The following is a 19,479-nucleotide window of genomic DNA, read 5'->3' as shown; positions in this document are numbered from 1 at the left end:
TCTATTATAGCGCATTTCCAACACTTGGTGCATGAGAAGTTGAATACGACTCAAACTGCGGCGGATAGGGTAATGATATAATAATCCGACGATTCGTCAGAAGACTTCCCAAGCTTAGGAGGAACAAGCGATGGCTAATGATAAGAGAAACTTGATAGAGGATTTGTTGTGTTTAAGAGTCAAATGGAACCCCGGCAGCGAATATCCCCTGAAAGCGCAGGCAGCCTGGCTAGAGGCCGTGGAACGCGCGGTGGAAGCGGAATCTAAAGTGGAACGGCTTCTCCAATCCATAACCGAAAAAGATAGGGAGATTGAACGGTTACGCAGCCTGGTTCATGGTGTGCCCGGGAGCTGAGCTTCTTTGGGAGCCGAATGGCCATCGAGCCGACCGAACCGCCCAGCGATAGCGGCAGCCGAACAAGATTCAGTTCATGACGTATCTCCCACAACAGAAAAAACACCCAAGCCTTTGCCCGGATCCGAACGACCGCACGAAGGCTTGAGTGTTGCTTGGCAAGGAGTTATACGGCACACGCGCTTGCTCTCTCTGCCGCATCCACTGTATGTTTGAGCAGCGTGGCAATCGTCACAGGACCGACTCCTGCAGGGACCGGTGTTATGGCGCTCGCCCTGCCAAGACAAGCGTCATAGTCGACATCCCCGACGTTACCCGGATTATACCCGGCATCCATGACGACCGCGCCCGGTTTGATCCAATCGCCCTGAACGAATTTCGGCTTGCCGACGGCAGCCACAACGATGTCCGCCTGCTTGACGATATCAGCCAAGCCGTTCGTTTTGGAATGGCATATCGTCACCGTCGCGTTCCGGTTAAGCAGCATAAGAGATACGGGCTTGCCTAGAATAGGGCTTCTTCCGATGACGACGGCATGCTTTCCTTCCAACGGCAGCTGATACGCATCCAAGATAGCCAGTATTGCCGCTGGCGTACACGATGGATACAGACCGAAACCGAAAGCGGTCTGGGCGAAGCCCAGCGTTGTGACCCCGTCCACATCCTTCTCGATAGCAATAGCCTCAAAAGCCGCCCGCTCGTCAATGTGATGCGGTACGGGATGCTGAAGCAATATGCCGTGCACGGTCGGATCTGCATTGAGCTCCCTTATTACTGCGAGCAGCTGCTCGGTGGTTGTTTCCCCGCTCATCTGAATCCGTTTGGATTCCATGCCAAGCCGTCTGCAGGCGTTGCCTTTCATTCGGACGTACGTTTCAGAGGCAGGATCATCGCCTACCAGCACCGTAGCCAAGCACGGAGTTATCCCCTTGTCCGTCAACCGGGCGATTCGCTCCTTCAGCTCCTCTTTGATTTCGCTTGCTACACTCGCGCCATCCAAAATCATGCTATTAGTTTCCATAACCATCCATCCTCTCGGCTTGAGTAATGTAAAAACGCAAAAAGGCAAGGGATACGATCCCTTACCTTTGCCCAGGCGTACGGCTAATGTTTCTATGTGCTCCCTCATGGTTACCCATGTTCCGCCAGTTACACATAGCTTATGTACGTATATCATAACGCTATTTTCAATCAAGATCAACTAGGCGTTCGCAACTTTCCCCAATAAATATACCAGTACCTGCTGATTGTGGGAGGAAATCCGGCTTAAATAATTTTGCAGGAAATGATCCCGAATCTCTTTTCCGCGCTGGCATTCGGTCTTCCCTTTGTCCGTTACCTGCACCCAGACGATACGACGGTCCTTCTCATCGCGCTCCCGCGTGATCAGCTCCGCCTTCTCCATCCGGTCGAGCAACGTTGTAATGGCGGCCGGCGTCGTAGCCAAAAACTCAATGAAATCGGAAGGCTTCATTCGCTCGTGTCCCGATAGCAGCTCCAATACGGTCAATTGTCCTTCCGTCAACGTTGGCGCGAGCTCCGTCTCCATATGATTGCGCAAATCTTTGGATAGCTTCCACCATAGCTTAGCAAATTCGTGAGTAACCACAATTCATCACTCCTGCATCTACTTTTATTGCCTTCGTCCGCACTTGCTCCAAGATCGGTAGTACCGTCACCATCTGTGCTGTTACTAATATTATACCACTGACAGCCCAAGGTTTAAAGGTTAACGCTATAAATATTTTAAGACATTAATCGATAAAAAACAGGCACATTAGACCTCATTCAACATATATTGCATTATGGGCACATGAGGATCGGCGGAGCTTGTCAATTCATGCGAAGGAGCGATGCGGTAATGGAAGCGTGGAAGCAGATGATCGGAGAGAAAGCGCTGCAGAAGGGCATAATAAACGACCCACAATGGCTGGAGAGGCTTGATGATTCCATGCCAGTGTGGGCCGTCCTTGAAATGTTCATCCAATTAATAGAAAAAATGGAGCCTAACTACAACAGCTACGATTAATCCACCTTCAGCAGGTCGACGATCAAATCGGTCTTAGGCACTGAAATGACTTGTCTGCCTGTAGATTTGCGCTGCTCGATCGGTGTAGCTTCGGACGAGAAGGACATTCTCTCTCCGCTCTGCAGAACGGCCGTAAGCAGCAGCTCCTCCTTGACGGTATACGCCTTGATAAGGACGTCGCCGTTCGGTCTTACCCGTTTGCCTTCCCGGAACTCGAACGTGAAAATTCCTTTACCTCCCCGGCCTTGAACCGGATAATCCAGTATGAGAGAGCGCTTAGCATAGCCAAGGTCGGAAATGACGAGAAGCTCTCCTTCCTCACCTTGAATCCATTCGGCACTGACAACCTCATCGTCGTCCTTCAGCTGAATGCCGCGAACGCCGCCGGCTGCTCGTCCCATTGGATTAACCTCATCTTCCCTGAACCGGATCGCCATCCCCTGCTTCGTCACCAGCAAAATATCCTGGTCGTTCGTACTCACGCGCACATCGATGATCGCGTCATTCTCCCCTACTTTACAAGCGACGATACCGTTCGAACGATTCGTCATATATTCCTTCAGCTCAGTACGCTTCACCTGTCCGCGCTTGCTGACGAAAACAAGCGATTTGCCCGGATCGTCAAAGTCGCGAAGCGGAATGACGTTCACAATACGGTCATCCTTCGGAATCGGAATGACATTGACGATCGCCGTTCCGTTCTCTTTCCACTTGTACTCGGGAGCCTGATGTACCGGAAGCAGATAGTACTGGCCTTTCTGCGTAAAGATCAGCAGGTTGTCGAGCGTATTGACCTCCAGCAGATATCGGACGTAGTCGCCCTCCTTGAGGCCGGTCTTCTCCAGCTCGCCGCCCGAACGGGTGAACGAGAGCTTGCTTGTCCGCTTAATGTACCCTTCATTGGACAAGGTGACGAAGACGTCCTCCGCCGTTATCATGACCTCGAGATTTACCTTCAGCTCTTCCACTTCGTCCTGAATATCCGAACGGCGGTCCACTCCGTACTTACTGCGAATGCCGGACATTTCATCTTTGATAACACCCATCAGCTTCTTCTCGCTGCTCAAAATACCGCGCAGGTAAGTGATCGTCTTCTGCACATCCTTCAATTCCTTCTCGATGGAATGAATCTCAAGATTGGTCAGCCGGTACAGCTGCAGCGTAAGAATGGCGTCCGCTTGACGCTCGGTAAAGCCGAACTGTGCAACCAAGTTGTTTTGCGCATCCTGGCGATTTTTGGACGCTTTGATCGCCGCGATGACTTCGTCCAATATGTTAAGCGCTTTGGCCAAGCCCTCCAACACGTGAGCCCGATCCTCCGCCTTGTCCAGCTCATACTGGGAGCGGTAGGTCACCACTTCTTTCTGATGCGCTATATAGGCTTGAAGAATTTCTTTGACGCCAAGCTGCCGAGGCGTCTTGTTGACGATAGCCACCATGTTGAAGTTATAGGTGACTTGAAGGTCCGTCTTCTTGAACAAATAAGCCAATATGCCTTGGGCGTCGGCATCCTTCTTAAGCTCTACAACGATTCGAAGCCCGTTGCGTCCGCTTTCGTCACGGACAACGGCAATGCCCTCGATCTTCTTCTCGAGACGGATGTTCTCCATCGCGGTAACAAGCCGCGCTTTGACAACCTGATACGGAATCTCGGTAATGACGATTTGCTGAGCGCCGCCGCGCACCGTCTCAATCTCCGTACGGGCACGGATATAAATGCGGCCTTTGCCGGTACGGAACGCTTCCCGAATACCGTCCGAGCCCATAATGATGCCGCCCGTAGGGAAGTCCGGCCCCTTGATAATCTGCATCAGCTCGTCGAGCTCCATCTCGGGCCGTTCCATCAAGGCAATACAGCCGTCGATGACTTCTCGCAGGTTATGCGTCGGAATTTCCGTCGCGAAGCCGGATGAAATCCCGCTTACTCCGTTCACAAGCAGGTTCGGATAACGGGAAGGCAGCACTACCGGCTCCTTCGTCGTGTTATCGAAATTATCTTTAAACTGCACGGTGCGCTTCTCAATATCGCGCAGCAGCTCCATCGCGATTTCCGATAAGCGGGCTTCGGTGTAGCGCATCGCGGCTGCAGGATCGTCGTCCTGCGAGCCCCAGTTGCCGTGACCGTCGATCAGCACATGCCCCATCTTCCACGGCTGCGCCATCCGGACCATGCCCTCATAAATCGAAGAGTCGCCGTGCGGGTGATAGTTACCCATCACGTCGCCGACGGTTTTGGCCGATTTCCGGTATGGCTTATCGGGCGTATTGCCGGCATCGTACATGGCGTACAATATACGCCGCTGTACCGGCTTCAAGCCATCCCGCACATCGGGAATCGCGCGGTCTTGAATAATATATTTGGAGTAGCGACCGAACCGGTCGCCAACCACTTCTTCTAGAAATGCAGGTAAAAAGCTTTCCAATATCGTCACGTTTCATCTACTCCTCGAACTCGGTGAAGTCGACATTCTCGATAATCCAGCGCTTCCGCGGGTCAACCTTGTCCCCCATCAGCGTAGATACACGCCGTTCGGCTTTGGCCGCGTCCTCAATCTGTACCTGCAGCAGCGTTCGGGTAGCCGGATCCATCGTCGTCTCCCACAGCTGGTCCGGGTTCATCTCACCCAAGCCTTTATAACGCTGCAGCTCGACGTTCTTACCCAGCTCCTTGTTAAGCGCTTGAAGCTGCTCATCCGTCCAGGCATACCGGATCGAGCTGTTTTTGCCGGCTTTCTTCGTTACCTTATAGAGCGGCGGCTGGGCGATATATACTTTGCCCGAGTCGATCAGCGGCTTCATATAGCGGTAAAAGAAGGTCAGCAGCAGCACTTGGATATGCGCGCCGTCCGTATCGGCGTCCGTCATAATGATAATCTTCGCGTAATTGCTTTCGGACGCGTCAAATTCGGGACCGACTCCCGCACCGATGGCGGAAATGATCGCCTTGTACTCGTCGTTCTTCATAATATCGATCAGCTTCGCCTTCTCGGGATTCATCGGCTTCCCTTTCAAAGGCAAAATAGCCTGGTGCTTCGAATCGCGCCCCTGCTTGGCCGAGCCGCCTGCGGAATCTCCCTCAACGATAAACAACTCGTTTCGCGAGTAATCCTTGGATTGAGCCGGAGTCAGCTTGCCGCCCAGGTTTGAGCTCTCGCTCCTGCCCTTCTTCCCGCTCCGCACTTCTTCGCGGGCTTTGCGTGCCGCTTCTCTCGCTTTGGCGGATTGGACCGCCTTCTTCATTATCATTTGGGCGACCTGCGGGTTTTCCTCCAGGAACACGGCCATTTTATCCGATACGACCGAATCGACGACACTGCGCGCCGAAGCGCTGCCGAGCTGGTCCTTCGTCTGGCCGACGAATTCGACTTCACCCATTTTGATGTTAATGACGGCCATCATGCCTTCCCGCAAATCCTGGCCGTCCAAATTTTTGTCCTTTTCCTTCAAAATCCCGGTTTTCCGGGCATAATCGTTCATTACCCGCGTATAGGCGGTCTTAAATCCGGTCTCATGCGTTCCGCCGCCGCGGGTCGGAATCGAGTTGACGAACGAAACGATCGTTTCGGTATAGCCGTCGTTGTACTGCAGCGCCACTTCGACTTCGATCTCGTCCTTCTCCGCCGTGTAATGGATTACGTCATGCAGTACCGTCTTCTCCTCGTTCAAAAACCGGACGAATTGGCTTGCGCCGCCTTCGTAGAGGAATACCTCCTGCTTGTCCGTCCGCTCGTCCTTAATCGTCACCTGGAGACCGGAGTTCAGAAAAGCGATCTCTTGTAAGCGCTCCAGCAGCGTATCGTAGTTTACGGCAATGCCGCCCTGGAACACTCTTTTATCCGGCTTGAACGTTACCTTGGTTCCGGTCTGACGCGTATTCCCTATGACTTCAAGCCCTGTAACCGGCTCGCCGACATGCTCGACTCCGTTATCATCCACCCCATATTCGAACCGCTGACGGTGAGTTTTGCCGTCCCGGTAAATCGTAACCTCCAGCCATTCGGACAGCGCATTCGTAACCGAAGCGCCTACGCCGTGCAGTCCCCCGGACTTCTTGTAGCCTCCGCCGCCGAACTTGCCTCCCGCGTGCAATATCGTAAAGACGACTTGCGGCGTAGGGATGCCCATCTTGTGCATCCCCGTCGGTATGCCGCGGCCGTTGTCATAGACGGTAATCGATTGATCCTTATGAATGGTCACATCGATTTTGTTGCAAAACTTGGCCAAATGCTCGTCGACCGCGTTGTCCACAATCTCCCATACCAAGTGGTGCAAGCCCGACGTGCTGGTGCTTCCTATGTACATGCCCGGTCTTTTGCGGACCGCAACCAGGCCTTCGAGTACTTGTATATCGTCAGCGTCGTAATCCGAACGCGTGGTCGCAGCGGCATCAAATACATCTACCTGATCAGCCATTGAAGACCCCCCTTTACCTGCAAAGCTTATGTTCTAGTGAGTTATACTGTGCATTATATCATCTCGCACCGTTAGTTCAATATATCTTTTTTCGTGAATACCGTAAAGGAGACGATTACCGAAGCAAGTCCCCAGACGGTCAGAACAGCGAGCGAGAACGGCAAATCCATTCCTTTGATCGGCGGCAAGCTGCCCGTCAAATAGTCGGTCAGCCGCAGGTTGACCATGAACAAATATTTGGCCGCCTCCCAAGACGAGACCATGTTGGTCAAGATCGTTCCCGAAATTAACACCGCGAGCATCAGTCCCATTCCCGCCGCCGTACTGCGGATCAATACGGAAACCATAAGCGACATGACCGCGACGATAAGAGCGGAATACCAGACAAGCCCGAATTCCATGATCAAATACAGCCATTGATCTACCGCACGGACATAGGAGGTGTCGACCTCGGTTCCGACGATCTGGAAGCCGAAGAAGACGGGCATATCCCATCCGCCGTATCCGAACACGATCCCGGATATCAAATAACAGAGGAGCGCCGTACAGGTCACGATTAACGAAGTAAATAAAACGATACTGATCAGCTTGCTCATCAAGATTTTCCATCGTCCGACCGGCCTTGTCAAGAGCAGCTTGATCGTCCCCGTCGAATGCTCGGAGGATACCAGGTCCGAAGCGATGACCATAACCATCAGCGGAATAAAGAGGCCGACGGCATTTTTAATGAATTCTCTTGTAAAGGTTACCCCGTTAGGAGCCGCAGGATTCACATCTTTATCCAAATAATATTGCGCAAGCATGACCTCAACCCGGCGAAATTGCTTCCATTCCTCCGGAACGCGGGCGCTCCCGATGCTTCGGGTATAGTCGACAATTTTCTGTCTTTGCTCCGCGCGCCAATCCGAAGTGCCGAACTGCTTCAGATTGTTTTCCGCCACTTTCATTTGCGCATAAGTAAACATGGGGATAAGAGCCGTCAAAATTAGCAAAACGACGAGAAGCCGCTTCTTTTTGATGATTTTGATGCACTCGTTTTTGACCAGCGGGTATAGACTAACCAATGCGTTTCCCCTCCGTTAGGCTTAAAAATAAATCTTCCAGCGTCGGACTTTTCGTCTCTACTCCATACAGCTGAATTCCCGCTTCGACCAGCTGACGGGTTACAACCGGTACCGTCTCCGGATTCAGCTGCGTGACGATATCATGCACTTCTTGCGAGGAATCGCTGCTGTCATACTCTTCCGCCTTATGGCTTACATCAAGAACGACCACATCATTCTGCGCATTAAGCAGCTCCAGCGCCCGTTCCTTCGGAGAAATGCGCCACACGACCCGGCTTGCGGACTCGTCAATCAAGGCGTCGACCTCGCCGACCTTGATCACTTGCCCGTGGCTGATGATCGCAACCCTGTCGCACATTTGTTGAATTTCACTCAACAGATGGCTCGACACGAACAGGCTTAATCCGGTCTGTGCCAGCTCTTGGATAAACATCCGCATCTCCTTGATCCCTTGCGGATCCAAGCCGTTTGTAGGCTCATCCAAGATGAGCAGCTTCGGACGGTTCAGCAGCGCCTGCGCGATGCCTAAACGTTGACGCATCCCGAGAGAATAGGTTTTGACTGTATCGTGGATACGCGCATCCATCCCGACGATCTTGACAACCTCCTGAATCCGCTCCTCATTGATCCCCGGCAGCATGCGGGCAAAATGCTCGAGGTTTTCCCACCCGCTCAAATACGAATAGAGCTCCGGATTTTCAACGATACACCCTACGTACTGCATCGCTTCGTTGTGCTGCTTGTGAACGTCGTACCCGCATATCGTAATGGTGCCTTCCGTCGGTGCGATGAGATCGACCAGCATGCGGATCGTGGTCGTTTTGCCGGAGCCGTTGGGACCGAGAAAGCCGAATATTTCGCCTGCATACACCTCGAAGGAAATGCCTTTTATAATCTCTTTCTTTTTGATCGTTTTCTTCACATTGTGGACAGACAATACAACTTCCGGATGGCTTCCCATAATCCTTCTCTCCTTTGTCTGCTGCGATTTATTTCACAACCTGGACGACGCGCTCGGCGATTCGTTCGTAACCGTCCTGATTCGGGTGAAAATGATCCGTGTACAAGTATTTGTTCAGGTTCAGCTCGAACAGATCGTAGGTCGGTATCAGCACCATATTCGGGTATTTATTGATCATTTCGAACGCAGCCGTATTCCACTTCTGAATGAGCAGCGAGCCTTCCCTTTTCTCATCCAAGTCAAGGAACGGATGATACAAGCCGACGTAGGCAATAACGGCATTCGGATTGGCTTTGGCCACCGTATCCAATATTTGACCGAGCCTCTTCAGCGCCTCCGGCACACGGCCCGCCGCCGCTGCGGGATTAAAGCCCTCCTCGTTTTGCCCGTTGAATATGCCTTGTCCACCCTCGAATAAATCGTTGCCTCCGATCGTCAGAAGAACTAGATCTGCTTGGGCGATCGATTTGCCGATATCCTGTTTCGCATCCATATCCTTCAGCACATCGTAGGTACGGAATCCGGGAATGGCGAAGTTGTTGAGGACGAATACCGGCTTTCCGAATTGCTTTCCAAGCATCTCCTTCACCTGGCCGACATACCCTCGACCTGACAGATCGCCGGTGCCTGCCGTTAACGAATCGCCCAATGCCACAATCTGAATTTTCTCTTTATCGGCGAATGAGGTTTTCACCGGCTTCACCGTTTCTTGAGGCGCTGCCGCGACATCCGGATTGACTGCTTTCTTGGGAAAAATGATTTGATTGAATGCATACACAAAGCCAAAAATACACAGCAGCGTAGACAACAACGCGGCAAGTCCGACCGTACGCCATAAAAATCGAGTAGACAAGACAATTTCTCCCCTTTACCAGCATTCGACAATTGACAGTCGCTTCATTTTAGAGTAGCGGTTTATGGGGCAATTTGCAAATGTACGGCAAAAAACCGGTGATCGTTAGCCGATCCCGGTCTAGTGATTGTAGTTGTGAATGACTGCTCAAAACCGAACCTTCACAAGGTTATACGTTGATAAAAAATATTTATCAGATCAGAGCCGCTAAGACGCCGCCTTGCCCAAAAATTTCAGCGGATTCAGTTGCGAATCTCCCTTGCGCACCTCAAAATGAAGGTGAACGCCGGTAGCGTTCCCGGTCCTCCCCATGACGCCGATTTTCTCGCCCTTCTGCACGATTTCTCCTTCGGTAACGGATATTTTGCTTAAATGCCCATACAGGGTGCTGTAGCCGTTCTGATGGTCGATAATGATACAGTTTCCATACCCACTTTTCCAGCCGGCAAACACGGTTTTACCATGATCAGAGGCCAATATACCCGTCTGCTCCGACACCATATCGGTCCCTGGATGCAGCCTGCCCCATCTTTGGCCGAACTCGCTTGTGAGCTGCGCTTGAAAGACCGGCCACGCGAAGCTTCCTGTTCCGACGCCCGGAATGACTTTGGTTCCTTTTTTCACAACAGCCTGCTTGGCCGGTTGAATCATGATCTCGGCTCCAACCGATTCGCTTATCAGCTCGCCATTAATTTTTGTCGTCAAATAGTCCACACTTTTTACGCCGTTTTCCCCGGCCGTTACGGTCTCAAAGCTTCCCGCCTTCATCTCAGGCTCTTCAATATACGCGGTCGTAAAAGGGATTTCCACCGATTCGTTGTGCTTTTCTACGGTTTTCAACGATAAAAGCGGCTTCATTACGGTCAAATCGAGTACATCCCCAACCCGGATCACCGTACTCTTGATCGATGGATTGTTGCTGTAAATCACTTGCTGGCTGATTCCGAACTTGTGAGCGATACATGAGATGCAATCTCCCCGCTGAACCGTATATGTAATGGGCTGCATGCCGCCCGTTTCGATCTTGTTTAATAATGCTTCCGACTCGTCCACTTGCTCCGGTTGAATCTCCACCGCGGCAAGCTCCACTTTTTGCGTCCATTCTGCGGACACAAGCTGTCCGCCGCCGCCCTCTGCACCTGCCTCCGCGGCTGGAACATATTTACTCTTGTACCTGTCCAAAAGCCGGTTCACGACCTGCTCATCCTTGACGATTCCAAGCGGAACCCCGTCGATTTGAATTTGTACACCGCTGGTCCGGACTCGCGCCCTCTTCTCCAACGACGCCAATACCTGCTCATTGTTGAAAGCCGCTTTATACTCTTGCTCCTTCACAAAATGCACATCCCCAAGTACCATCTCCGCCTGAACGGTCGGATATTGCAGCTTGATCTGCTGCTGTTTACGTGCCAGCCAATCGTTGACGAGAGCCTGGTCACTGACCGCGCCTATGTGCTCGGTTCCTACAAACACTTGATACCGGGTAACGATATGCTGGTACATGTATACATAAACAGAGGAAAAAACTACAACGAGCACCGTCATCAAGCAGCACGAGACGACCAACCATTGATTCTTTTTCCAGCTTGTTATGTAATCCACTTGAACCTCCTGCACTTCAGAATATTTACGAACACCTTATCATCGTATTCTCGCTAGTCCCTGAATAGCACCTCTCTTCACAATACAGGTCTTCCGGCCAATGTGTGAATAAACAGTAATCGACACAAAAAGACACCCTTGCGGGTGTCAATTTTGTCGTGAAGCCCTTGTTATCGAAAATTCTGTATGGTAACCCGGTGGGGTACCTCCTTCCAGCCGCTGTTGTTTTCAGAAAATCTTTAATTTATCGCTTTCTAGCAGTAATTTTCTGAACACAAAGGCGGTCGCTTACGCTCCTCCAGGAGATACCCCACCTACCCCCAGCTACTATTTTCGGGTAAAAACGGGTTTCTCGACAGACTGAGACACCCTTGCGGGTGTCTCCTTGTTAGCCTACTTCTCGTAAAAAGCGGTATTGCGCTTCAATTAATCCGTAGTAAATTCCCTTATGTCGCATAAGCTCTTCATGATTTCCTTGCTCCATAATGTTTCCGTGATCCAGTACGACAATCTTATCCGCATTGCGGATGGTTGACAACCGGTGAGCGATAATGAAGGAGGTTCTGCCCGCCAGAAGCGTCTTGAGCGCTTCCTGGATTTTGAGCTCGGTTTCCGTATCGATACTTGCCGTCGCTTCGTCGAGAATCAAGACGCGAGGATCGGCGAGAAGCGCGCGGGCGAAGGAGATCAGCTGCCTTTGGCCCATCGAGAGAACGTTCCCCCGCTCCTGCACCTCGGTATCGTAGCCTTGGGGCAGGTTTACGATGAAATCGTGAGCGCGTACCGCTTTAGCCGCAAATTCAATCTCTTCGTCCGTTGCATCGAGACGCCCAAACCGGATGTTATCCCGAATCGTCCCCGAGAAGATGAATGTATCCTGCAGTACGATACCGACCTGCGAACGCAAGCTCGGAACGGAGACATTGCGGATATCGTGACCGTCGATAGTGATCGAACCGCTCGTAATGTCGTAAAAGCGGCAGAGCAGGTTGATAATCGTGCTCTTACCCGATCCCGTATGGCCGACGAGGGCAATGGATTCGCCCGCCTTTACGCTGAGATCGATGCCTTTTAGCGCCAAACGGCCCGGTTCGTATTCGAATTCCACTTTCTTCAATTCAATATCGCCTTTCACCCGCGGCAGTACGACTGCATCGGCAGCTTCATCCACGTTCGGCTTCTCGTCGATGAACTCGAAAATCCGTTCCGATGAAGCCATAGCAATCAGCATTTGCGAGTACATCTGACCGAGACGGTTGATCGGCTCCCAGAAATGTCCGATATACGTAGCGAAGGCAACCAATATACCTATCGTAATTTCTTCTTGTTGTATCAAATATGCACCGAACCAGAATAAGATACAGTAGCCGATAGCTCCGGTAACCTCAATAATCGGGTTGAACGATTGGTTCAGCGTCGTCGCCCGGTTCCAAGACTTATGGTTATCAAGATTCATGTGGTCGAAGAAAGCGATGTTTTCTTTTTCCTGCGTAAACGCCTGTGTTACCTTGATCCCTTGAATACATTCGTTCAAGTGGGCATTGATTCGCGACTGCTTCGTCTGCACAACCTGCCATGCACGTCGAATATGTAAACGCAGCTTGGTAGAGATGACGAACATAATCGGTACGGTAACGATAATAGCCGTTCCCAGCTTGAAATTATAGAATAACAGGATGAATATAATACCGATCAGCTGTACGCAGTCGATCAGCAGGTTCACGACCCCGTTGGTAAACAGATCCTGCAAGGAGTTGACGTAGTTCGTAATCCGGACCAGAATCGATCCTGCAGGCCGCTTGTCGAAAAATTTGAACGACAGCGTCTGAATGTGACTGAACAAATCGTGCCTGAGATCGTAAATGACCTTCTGGCCAATCATATTCGTGTAGCGGATTCGGTAATTGTTCGCCGCCCACTGAATGACGTACAATCCGAGCATCCCGCTAACACATAGCATCAATAATTGCGTGTTGCCCTGTTTCAATGCATTGTCGATGGCATAGGCGATAAGCAGCGGATTCAGCAGCTTCGTTAAAGCTCCAACGATCATCATGGTAATAATAACGGGCAAAATTTGCTTAGAATAAGGCTTCAAGTAATGACTGAGCCGCTTTACCTGGCCCCAGTCGAACTCTTTATCGAGTACTTCATCGTCCTGATATACAAACCGTTGACCGGCCTGGCTGTTATCAGCCTTCAGTCCGGACGCCGCTTTCGCTGACGCTGACTTGCTCACTGTGCGTACCCCCCTGTTTTGGCATGAACCGCTGCTGCAACCTGATTCGCCGCCTGATGGCTTTCCTCCGGAACGACGGAATGAACGTCCGCCGATGACTGAATGAGGTCCGGGTTGTCGGCAAATTGGATTTTATAGGTTTCAAGGTACGGCCCTTCTTGCTCCATTAGCTGCTCATGGGTACCTCTTTGAACAATGTGTCCTTCATCGAGTACAATGATTTCATCCGCATGCCGGAGAGAAGAGATCCGATGAGCGATAATAAAGGTGGTCCGCCCTTTCATCACTTCCTGGAACCCTTGCTGAATTTCGTGCTCCGTCTCCATGTCGACTGCGCTGGTTGCGTCGTCGAGGATCAAAATTTTCGGATTTTTCAACAAAGCGCGCGCAATGGCGATACGCTGCTTTTGGCCTCCGGACAGTCCCATGCCTCTCTCGCCGACAATCGTGTCGTAGCCTAACGGCAGCTCCATGATGAAGTCATGCGCTTTGGCCAGCTTGGCGGCATGAATTATTTGATCCATAGACACATCCCGTACGCCGTAAGCTATGTTGTTGCGGATGGTGGATGAGAACAGGAACGTTTCTTGGAATACGATGGCCATTTGATTGCGCAAGCTTTCGAGCTCGATGTCGCGGACGTCCCTTCCATCTAATGAAATGCTGCCGTCCTTGACGTTATAGGCTCTCAGCAGCAGCTGAATGACCGTGGATTTGCCCGATCCCGTTCCGCCGAGCAGCCCGATGACCGAACCCGCCGGCGCGTCCAGGTTAAAATGGTGCAGAGCAGGCTGTTTATCGGTATAAGCAAACGTTACGTCATCGAAGCGAACATGTCCTTGAACCTGATCGGAGGACAGCTGAATCGCGTTCTCTTTATCCTTGACGTGGACATATTGATGCAGGACTTCAAGAACCCGTTCACCTGCCGCCTTGGACTGGGTAAAGTTATTGATATGAAACCCGATACCCCACATTGGCCCGATGATGTACCAGATCAAGCTGAAACAGGCAACCAATTCTCCGAGGGATATCGATTGATTTATGACCATATAGCCGCCGATCCCGAGCAAAATCACGACGCTCAGGTTCGCGAACAGCTCCATCAAAGGAAAATAGCGCGCCCAAATTCCGGATGTCAACACGTTATTGACCTTGTACTCTTCGTTGCGCTCCGAGAACTTAATAATTTCATGAGGCTCCCGGGCAAACGATTTCACGGTGCGTACACCGGTAATGTTCTCTTGAACCGATGTCGTCATCGTGCTCATCGATTTGCGGATCGACCGAAAGGCAGGATGTATTTTCCCCTCGAAACGGATCGCCGTAAATACAAGAAACGGCATAAAAATCATCGTGATCAAGGTCAGCTGCCAGTTGATGCTTACCATCATGATCGTCCCGAAGGTGAACATCATGAAAACGTTTAATATTTGTACGAAGCCGAACCCTATGAAATCTCGAACGGCCTGCAAGTCCGCTGTGAGACGGGACATCAAATCCCCTGTGCGAGCTTTATCGTAGTACTGAAACGACAAATACTGCAATTTTTTGTAACATGCATTTCTCAAATTATACGCTACATTGTTGCCGAGCCTTCCGCTCATAGTCCCGTGAAGAAACTGGAAAAAGGCTTTACAGCTTACCACCCCTACGACAAGTAATGACAGATAAGGCACCACGGAAAAATTGTTCTTCGAAATCACATCGTCAATCAGGTAGCGCAGCAGGTTCGGGTAAACCAAACCTAACGCCGTTGCGGTCATCAGCGAGAAAATCGATGCGAACAAATACTTTTTCTCCGACCAGTAAAATTCCTTAAGTTGCCTAAAGACTTCCATGGTGACCCCCTCCAGTGACTTGCAGCCTAAAAAGGCCGCTTAAGCAAAAATTGCTTCCGAAGCAGCGTGGACTGCATTCGAAAGCGTTCGCTTTTTTTGAATCTTAACATCATCCCCCGGGAGCGGCAACAAACCGTCCTGTCATAATTCCCCTTTACGGGAGAAATAAGCGCATTTCTTCACAAAATGGCAGCACAATCCACCTATATCACGTGAATAATGCCAATTCCCGCCAATGAAAACCCTTTCAATAAAACTAATGAAATCGGCTGTCCCCGACAGGACAGCCGACATGAAATTGCGGTTTGAAGCCAGTGAAACTTTCGGTATAAACCGTTTTTTCAACCAAGAAATTCGAGGGTGGGACAAGACTTACAGAGCCTCGGAAGACCTAGAGAAACGACTGCAGCTTGCTCTGCTTCGCCTGAAGCTCGCCGATATCGATCGACATCTCCAAGGCGGCCAATTGGCCCTCCGCATATTCTCCAAGCTCCCGCTGCATCTGTTCCGCCAAATCGCGGTACCATGCCTGGAGCTGCTCGCGGTATTCCGCCTCCAGCCGATCCGTCTGCTGCTGCACGAAAGCGGCCAGCGGCTCGTTCAGCCGCGCCTCCAGCTCGGTTCGCATCGTCTGCTTGCCGTCTCCTTCGAAGAAATGCTTCGCGTTCTTATAAAATCCGGCAAGCCACTTCAACGTTACGCTGTCACCGGCATGAAAAGCGTCCGACAGCTGCGGCGTCTGAAGCTCCCGCGGTTCATAGGCCGAAGGCTGGAACGCGGAGAGATCGGCGCCCAGCGCCAGAAGCCATTGCTCTCTTCGTTTCTTGGCCGTCTTATGAATGGCATTCTCCACTCTCAGCGTGGTCGCGAGAATTTCTTGCGACAAGTCGAAGGCAATCATCCGGCGCAGATCGTCCCAAGCGGACTGTATGATGGACTTTGTATCTTTGCCTTCCTCGCGGAATACCGCCGGGTTGAAAGCCAGATTGAACAGCTCGCCGAAACGGAAACCGACGCGCTGCTTCACATAATAGAGCAGCTCCTCGATTTCTTTACGGAGCTCCCGCTCTTCCGGCTCGGTCGAGATGCCTTGCAGCATCCCGACCGCCTCTTGCAGCGCCTTCCGAACGGCTGCCGCTTTGCTGCTGCGCTCGGTGGCATCCGACTGTGCGCTCCCGATCCACTGCTTCAGCACGTCGGATGCACGAGCCAAATCGGTGATGCCGGACCGAACGGCAATTTCGGTAAGCTCCTCCAGAGAGAACCGGACGAAATCCGATTCGAATTGTGCGATACCGGAGTTTTGTATCGTTTCTTCGCTGCCGGCCAGCTTCCCTTCCAGCGCGTAATAGCTGGATAACGGGTAAATCCGCGGTTGGCGGATTCCGTGCTGCTGCAGGTTGGTCACTACATGCCCCACAACGCCTTCAAGCTCTTCCGCAGTGGATGCAAGATCCGCCGCGTTGACGATGAAAAACATTTTATCCAGCTCGAAGCTGTCCTTCACGCGGCCGAGCTGAAGCAGAAACTCCCGGTCGGCGTGCGAGAAGGCATGGTTATAATAGGTAACGAACAAAATGGCGTCCGCATTTTTTATATAGTTGAAGGCAACGCCCGTATGGCGCGCGTTAATGGAATCCGCCCCCGGCGTATCAACCAGGACGATCCCTTGATCGGTTAACGGATTGGAATAATACAGCTCGATCAGATCGACGAAGCACGATTTGGCTTCGTCGGCCGCATACGCGCCGAACTGCTCCTTATCGACTTTCAGCTCGCTGCCGATATGGTCTTCAACGTCGCTCCAGCCCCGCTCCACCGCTTTGAGGAAGGTGTAATGAGGCTTGCCCTTAGCCGATACTTGCTCGGCCGACAAGCGGCGGATCGCGCTCAAGCCCTCCTGGAGCGTAGACACTTCGATTCCGAGCACCTCGAGGGAATAGCGGATATCGTCGGTAAGACGGTCCATCGTCTTCATCCGTACTTTCGCCGTGCCGTGAGGCCAGCCGTTCTCCGGCTCCGGCGGCATGATCTTGTTGATCGCCGCCGTCGTAGGATTCGGCGATACCGGAAGCACCCGTTCGCCGATCAAAGCATTGGCGAACGAAGATTTGCCTGCGCTGAACGCGCCGAACAAGGCGATGGTGAAGCGGTTATGCTCCAGCCGCTCCGCCTTCTCCTGCAAGGAGCGGCAGATGCTCGCCAGCGGAGCGAGCCCCGCGAGCTCCTGCGCGCCCTGGGCGAGCCGCGCCGCCGCTTCGCGCAGGCGGGCGCGGTGGCTGCCCTGCGCCAGCGGCGCAGCGCCTGTGCGCGCCGCGCGGCCCGCTGCGGCGGCTACCGCCGCGAGGGCATCGCGCGCGGCATCGCCGGCGGCAGCCTGCGGCGCTGCGGCGCCGGAAGCGGCCGCCACGTTGGCCGCGGCCGGGTCCGGCAGCGCCGGCGCAGCCACGTGCAGCGCGGCAAGCGGCGCCTGCAGCTGCGCGGCGTAGGCCGCCTCCGCGGCGGCGAGGCGCTCGAGCTCCCGCAGGCTGCCGAGGCGGCTCTCAAGCGCGCCGAGCTGCTCGCGCAGGCTCTTCAGCTGCGGCTCCGTCGCAGCCTTAAGGGCGGCCGCAAGCTCGTCGATCAGATCATGCGCAAGCTTGCGGTACTGCATCTTCAGGTCGCTCGCCACCTGCTTCGTATAATTGAGCGTATAATCGCCGCCGAAGCCGGCTGCTTCATTGACTTGATCGGCGAGCCATTCCGGCCTCACGTCAACATGCAAACGCTCAACAGCGGCTCTGACGCGGTCCGGATCAACCTGCGGCGAATCATCCATTCCTTTGCTCAGCGCCTGCTGCAAATGCCGTTCCACCTGCGTCGCAACCTGTCCGGCGAAATCGCCGTGGAATGCAGCGAGCCGTCGCTCCACTTCCTTCGCCGTCTTGGCCGCGCCTGCGAAGAAGCCTACTTTGAAGCCGGGCTTCCGGCTTTGCAAATACTCGTGCGCCAGATCGCGTGTCACCGCGGGTGTGATATTGGCATTGTCCAATATCGCTCCCACTTCCTTGCGCAGCGCCGCACGCAGCGTCTCCGGCAACGCTGCCGTCTCGGCTGCCGCCTTGCCAAGCTCCGCCCACTGCTGCTGTGCCGACTCGGCACCCTCGTCGGCGGCTAAGCGGGCGCGCAGCTCCTCTTTGGCCGGCTCGTTGCGCTCGGCCATTTTTCCGGCATGCGCCGCAGCCAGATGCTTCGCCGACTTTTCCAGGCTCAGCGACGTCAGCTGCCCGCGTTCCTCGATCAGCCTGCGCAGCAGCCAATCCAGCTTGCCCCACTCGCTGTGGGGATGAGCCGGGACCTTAACGGACGTATAAATAATCCCGTCGGGCTTAATGTGCCAATTGCCGAACGCTTCCTTGACTCCTTCGCGATACGTTTCGAAGGACAGCTCCTGATCCCGGTGTTTGTCCACCTGGTTGATCAGCAAATACAGCGGCTTGCCCCACTCCTGCATTTTTTTCGTGAAGGCAAAATTGATTTCCGACTGGACATGGTTGTAGTCCATTACATAGAACACGACATCAGCCAGATGAAGCGCAGATTCTGTTGCAAGATGGTGGGCATCGTCCGTAGAGTCGATCCCCGGTGTATCCAATAGCGCGGTGTGCTCGCCAAGGAACGGAATCGGATACCGCAGATTGACCGTTTCAATGGCTTCTCCATCTCGGCAATAAGCCGCCAGCTCCTCCAGCGGTACGGTCTGTACACGCGCTTGCTCCACGTCTCCTTCTACCCGGTGGGTCACTCTTGCTCCCGCTTCACCGTTGCTGATGCTGACGATATTCGCGCTTGTAGGAATCGGACTCGAGGGCAACAGCATATGCCCGCACAATTTATTGATCAGGCTCGACTTCCCGGCGGAGAAGTGTCCGCAAAAGGCGATATAAAAGCTGCCGGTTTCCGCTTTCTGCAGCAGCTGCGTAATTTTCTTCTTATTTTCCGCATCCTTAGCTTCCTCTACCTGTTTAAGAAGCGTCCGAATCGCGCTTTCCATGGTTTCCCCGATAACTGTCAAGTTGCTCATCCCAATCTCCCCGTAACTAATTTCTAATCCCCCATAATTTTTGCAGCTTTGTGCATACA

General features: G+C 52.8%; 12 protein-coding genes, 2 pseudogenes and 1 riboswitch. Of the genes and pseudogenes, 2 read left to right on the top strand and 12 right to left on the bottom strand.

The window, feature by feature from the left end; all coding sequences use genetic code 11:
- Nucleotides 1-130 precede the first annotated feature (130 nt).
- Nucleotides 131-355, top strand: coding sequence for a hypothetical protein (locus ACFQ88_RS00900; protein ID WP_379451323.1), 225 nt, complete (start codon nucleotides 131-133; stop codon nucleotides 353-355).
- Between the two features lie 166 nt (nucleotides 356-521).
- Here ACFQ88_RS00900 and ACFQ88_RS00895 read toward each other — a convergent pair whose 3' ends face one another.
- A complete protein-coding gene (locus tag ACFQ88_RS00895; protein ID WP_379451322.1) occupies nucleotides 522-1,376 on the bottom strand; it encodes a bifunctional 5,10-methylenetetrahydrofolate dehydrogenase/5,10-methenyltetrahydrofolate cyclohydrolase in 855 nt (284 codons plus the stop codon).
- A gap of 62 nt (nucleotides 1,377-1,438) precedes the next feature.
- Nucleotides 1,439-1,518: riboswitch (ZMP/ZTP riboswitch) on the bottom strand.
- Nucleotides 1,519-1,556: 38 nt separating this feature from the next.
- The gene (locus ACFQ88_RS00890; RefSeq protein WP_239634452.1) at nucleotides 1,557-1,964 is read right to left on the bottom strand and encodes a MarR family winged helix-turn-helix transcriptional regulator; all 408 of its coding nucleotides are present in this window, start codon (nucleotides 1,962-1,964) and stop codon (nucleotides 1,557-1,559) included.
- 252 nt (nucleotides 1,965-2,216) lie between these two features.
- Between ACFQ88_RS00890 and ACFQ88_RS00885 the strand changes: the two genes are divergently transcribed.
- Nucleotides 2,217-2,384 carry a hypothetical protein gene (locus tag ACFQ88_RS00885; protein WP_239634451.1) on the top strand — a complete coding sequence of 56 codons (168 nt, stop codon included), beginning with the start codon at nucleotides 2,217-2,219 and terminating at the stop codon, nucleotides 2,382-2,384.
- On the opposite strand, the gene gyrA is transcribed toward ACFQ88_RS00885, so the two are convergent.
- The 10 genes and pseudogenes from gyrA to ACFQ88_RS00835 all read right to left on the bottom strand — a co-directional run bounded on the left by gyrA (nucleotide 2,381) and on the right by ACFQ88_RS00835 (nucleotide 19,420).
- Entirely contained in the window at nucleotides 2,381-4,816 is a 2,436-nt protein-coding gene (gyrA, locus tag ACFQ88_RS00880; RefSeq protein ID WP_379451321.1) for a DNA gyrase subunit A, read from the bottom strand. The two genes, ACFQ88_RS00885 and gyrA, sit on opposite strands and share 4 nt — an antisense overlap.
- A 7-nt stretch (nucleotides 4,817-4,823) precedes the next feature.
- Nucleotides 4,824-6,797, bottom strand: coding sequence for a DNA topoisomerase IV subunit B (gene parE, locus ACFQ88_RS00875; RefSeq protein WP_379451320.1), 1,974 nt, complete (start codon nucleotides 6,795-6,797; stop codon nucleotides 4,824-4,826).
- 71 nt (nucleotides 6,798-6,868) lie between these two features.
- The gene (locus ACFQ88_RS00870; RefSeq protein WP_239634448.1) at nucleotides 6,869-7,861 is read right to left on the bottom strand and encodes an ABC transporter permease; all 993 of its coding nucleotides are present in this window, start codon (nucleotides 7,859-7,861) and stop codon (nucleotides 6,869-6,871) included.
- Nucleotides 7,854-8,822 (bottom strand): ABC transporter ATP-binding protein, encoded by a 969-nt coding sequence (locus tag ACFQ88_RS00865; RefSeq protein WP_239634447.1) that lies wholly within the window; start codon nucleotides 8,820-8,822, stop codon nucleotides 7,854-7,856. The genes ACFQ88_RS00870 and ACFQ88_RS00865 overlap by 8 nt, the downstream gene beginning before the upstream one ends.
- A 28-nt stretch (nucleotides 8,823-8,850) precedes the next feature.
- Complete coding sequence (locus ACFQ88_RS00860; protein WP_239634446.1) at nucleotides 8,851-9,675, bottom strand: GDSL-type esterase/lipase family protein; 825 nt, start codon at nucleotides 9,673-9,675, stop codon at nucleotides 8,851-8,853.
- A gap of 207 nt (nucleotides 9,676-9,882) precedes the next feature.
- Nucleotides 9,883-10,182: pseudogene (locus tag ACFQ88_RS00855) on the bottom strand (M23 family metallopeptidase); the annotation flags it as partial.
- A gap of 111 nt (nucleotides 10,183-10,293) precedes the next feature.
- Nucleotides 10,294-10,533 (bottom strand): annotated as a pseudogene (locus ACFQ88_RS39800) (G5 domain-containing protein); the annotation flags it as partial.
- Between the two features lie 1,132 nt (nucleotides 10,534-11,665).
- Entirely contained in the window at nucleotides 11,666-13,480 is a 1,815-nt protein-coding gene (locus tag ACFQ88_RS00845) for an ABC transporter ATP-binding protein (RefSeq protein ID WP_239635378.1), read from the bottom strand.
- Nucleotides 13,481-13,512: 32 nt separating this feature from the next.
- On the bottom strand, nucleotides 13,513-15,357 hold the full coding sequence (locus ACFQ88_RS00840) for an ABC transporter ATP-binding protein (RefSeq protein ID WP_239634444.1): 1,845 nt from the start codon (nucleotides 15,355-15,357) through the stop codon (nucleotides 13,513-13,515).
- 391 nt (nucleotides 15,358-15,748) lie between these two features.
- Nucleotides 15,749-19,420: a dynamin family protein gene (locus tag ACFQ88_RS00835; RefSeq protein WP_379451319.1), complete on the bottom strand. Its 3,672-nt coding sequence runs from the start codon at nucleotides 19,418-19,420 to the stop codon at nucleotides 15,749-15,751.
- Nucleotides 19,421-19,479 lie beyond the last annotated feature (59 nt).

The sequence above is a fragment of the Paenibacillus sp. NPDC056579 genome, from assembly GCF_042793215.1.
In the GTDB taxonomy this organism is placed as follows: domain Bacteria; phylum Bacillota; class Bacilli; order Paenibacillales; family NBRC-103111; genus Paenibacillus_S.
This window is presented reverse-complemented; position numbering and strand designations above follow the sequence as displayed.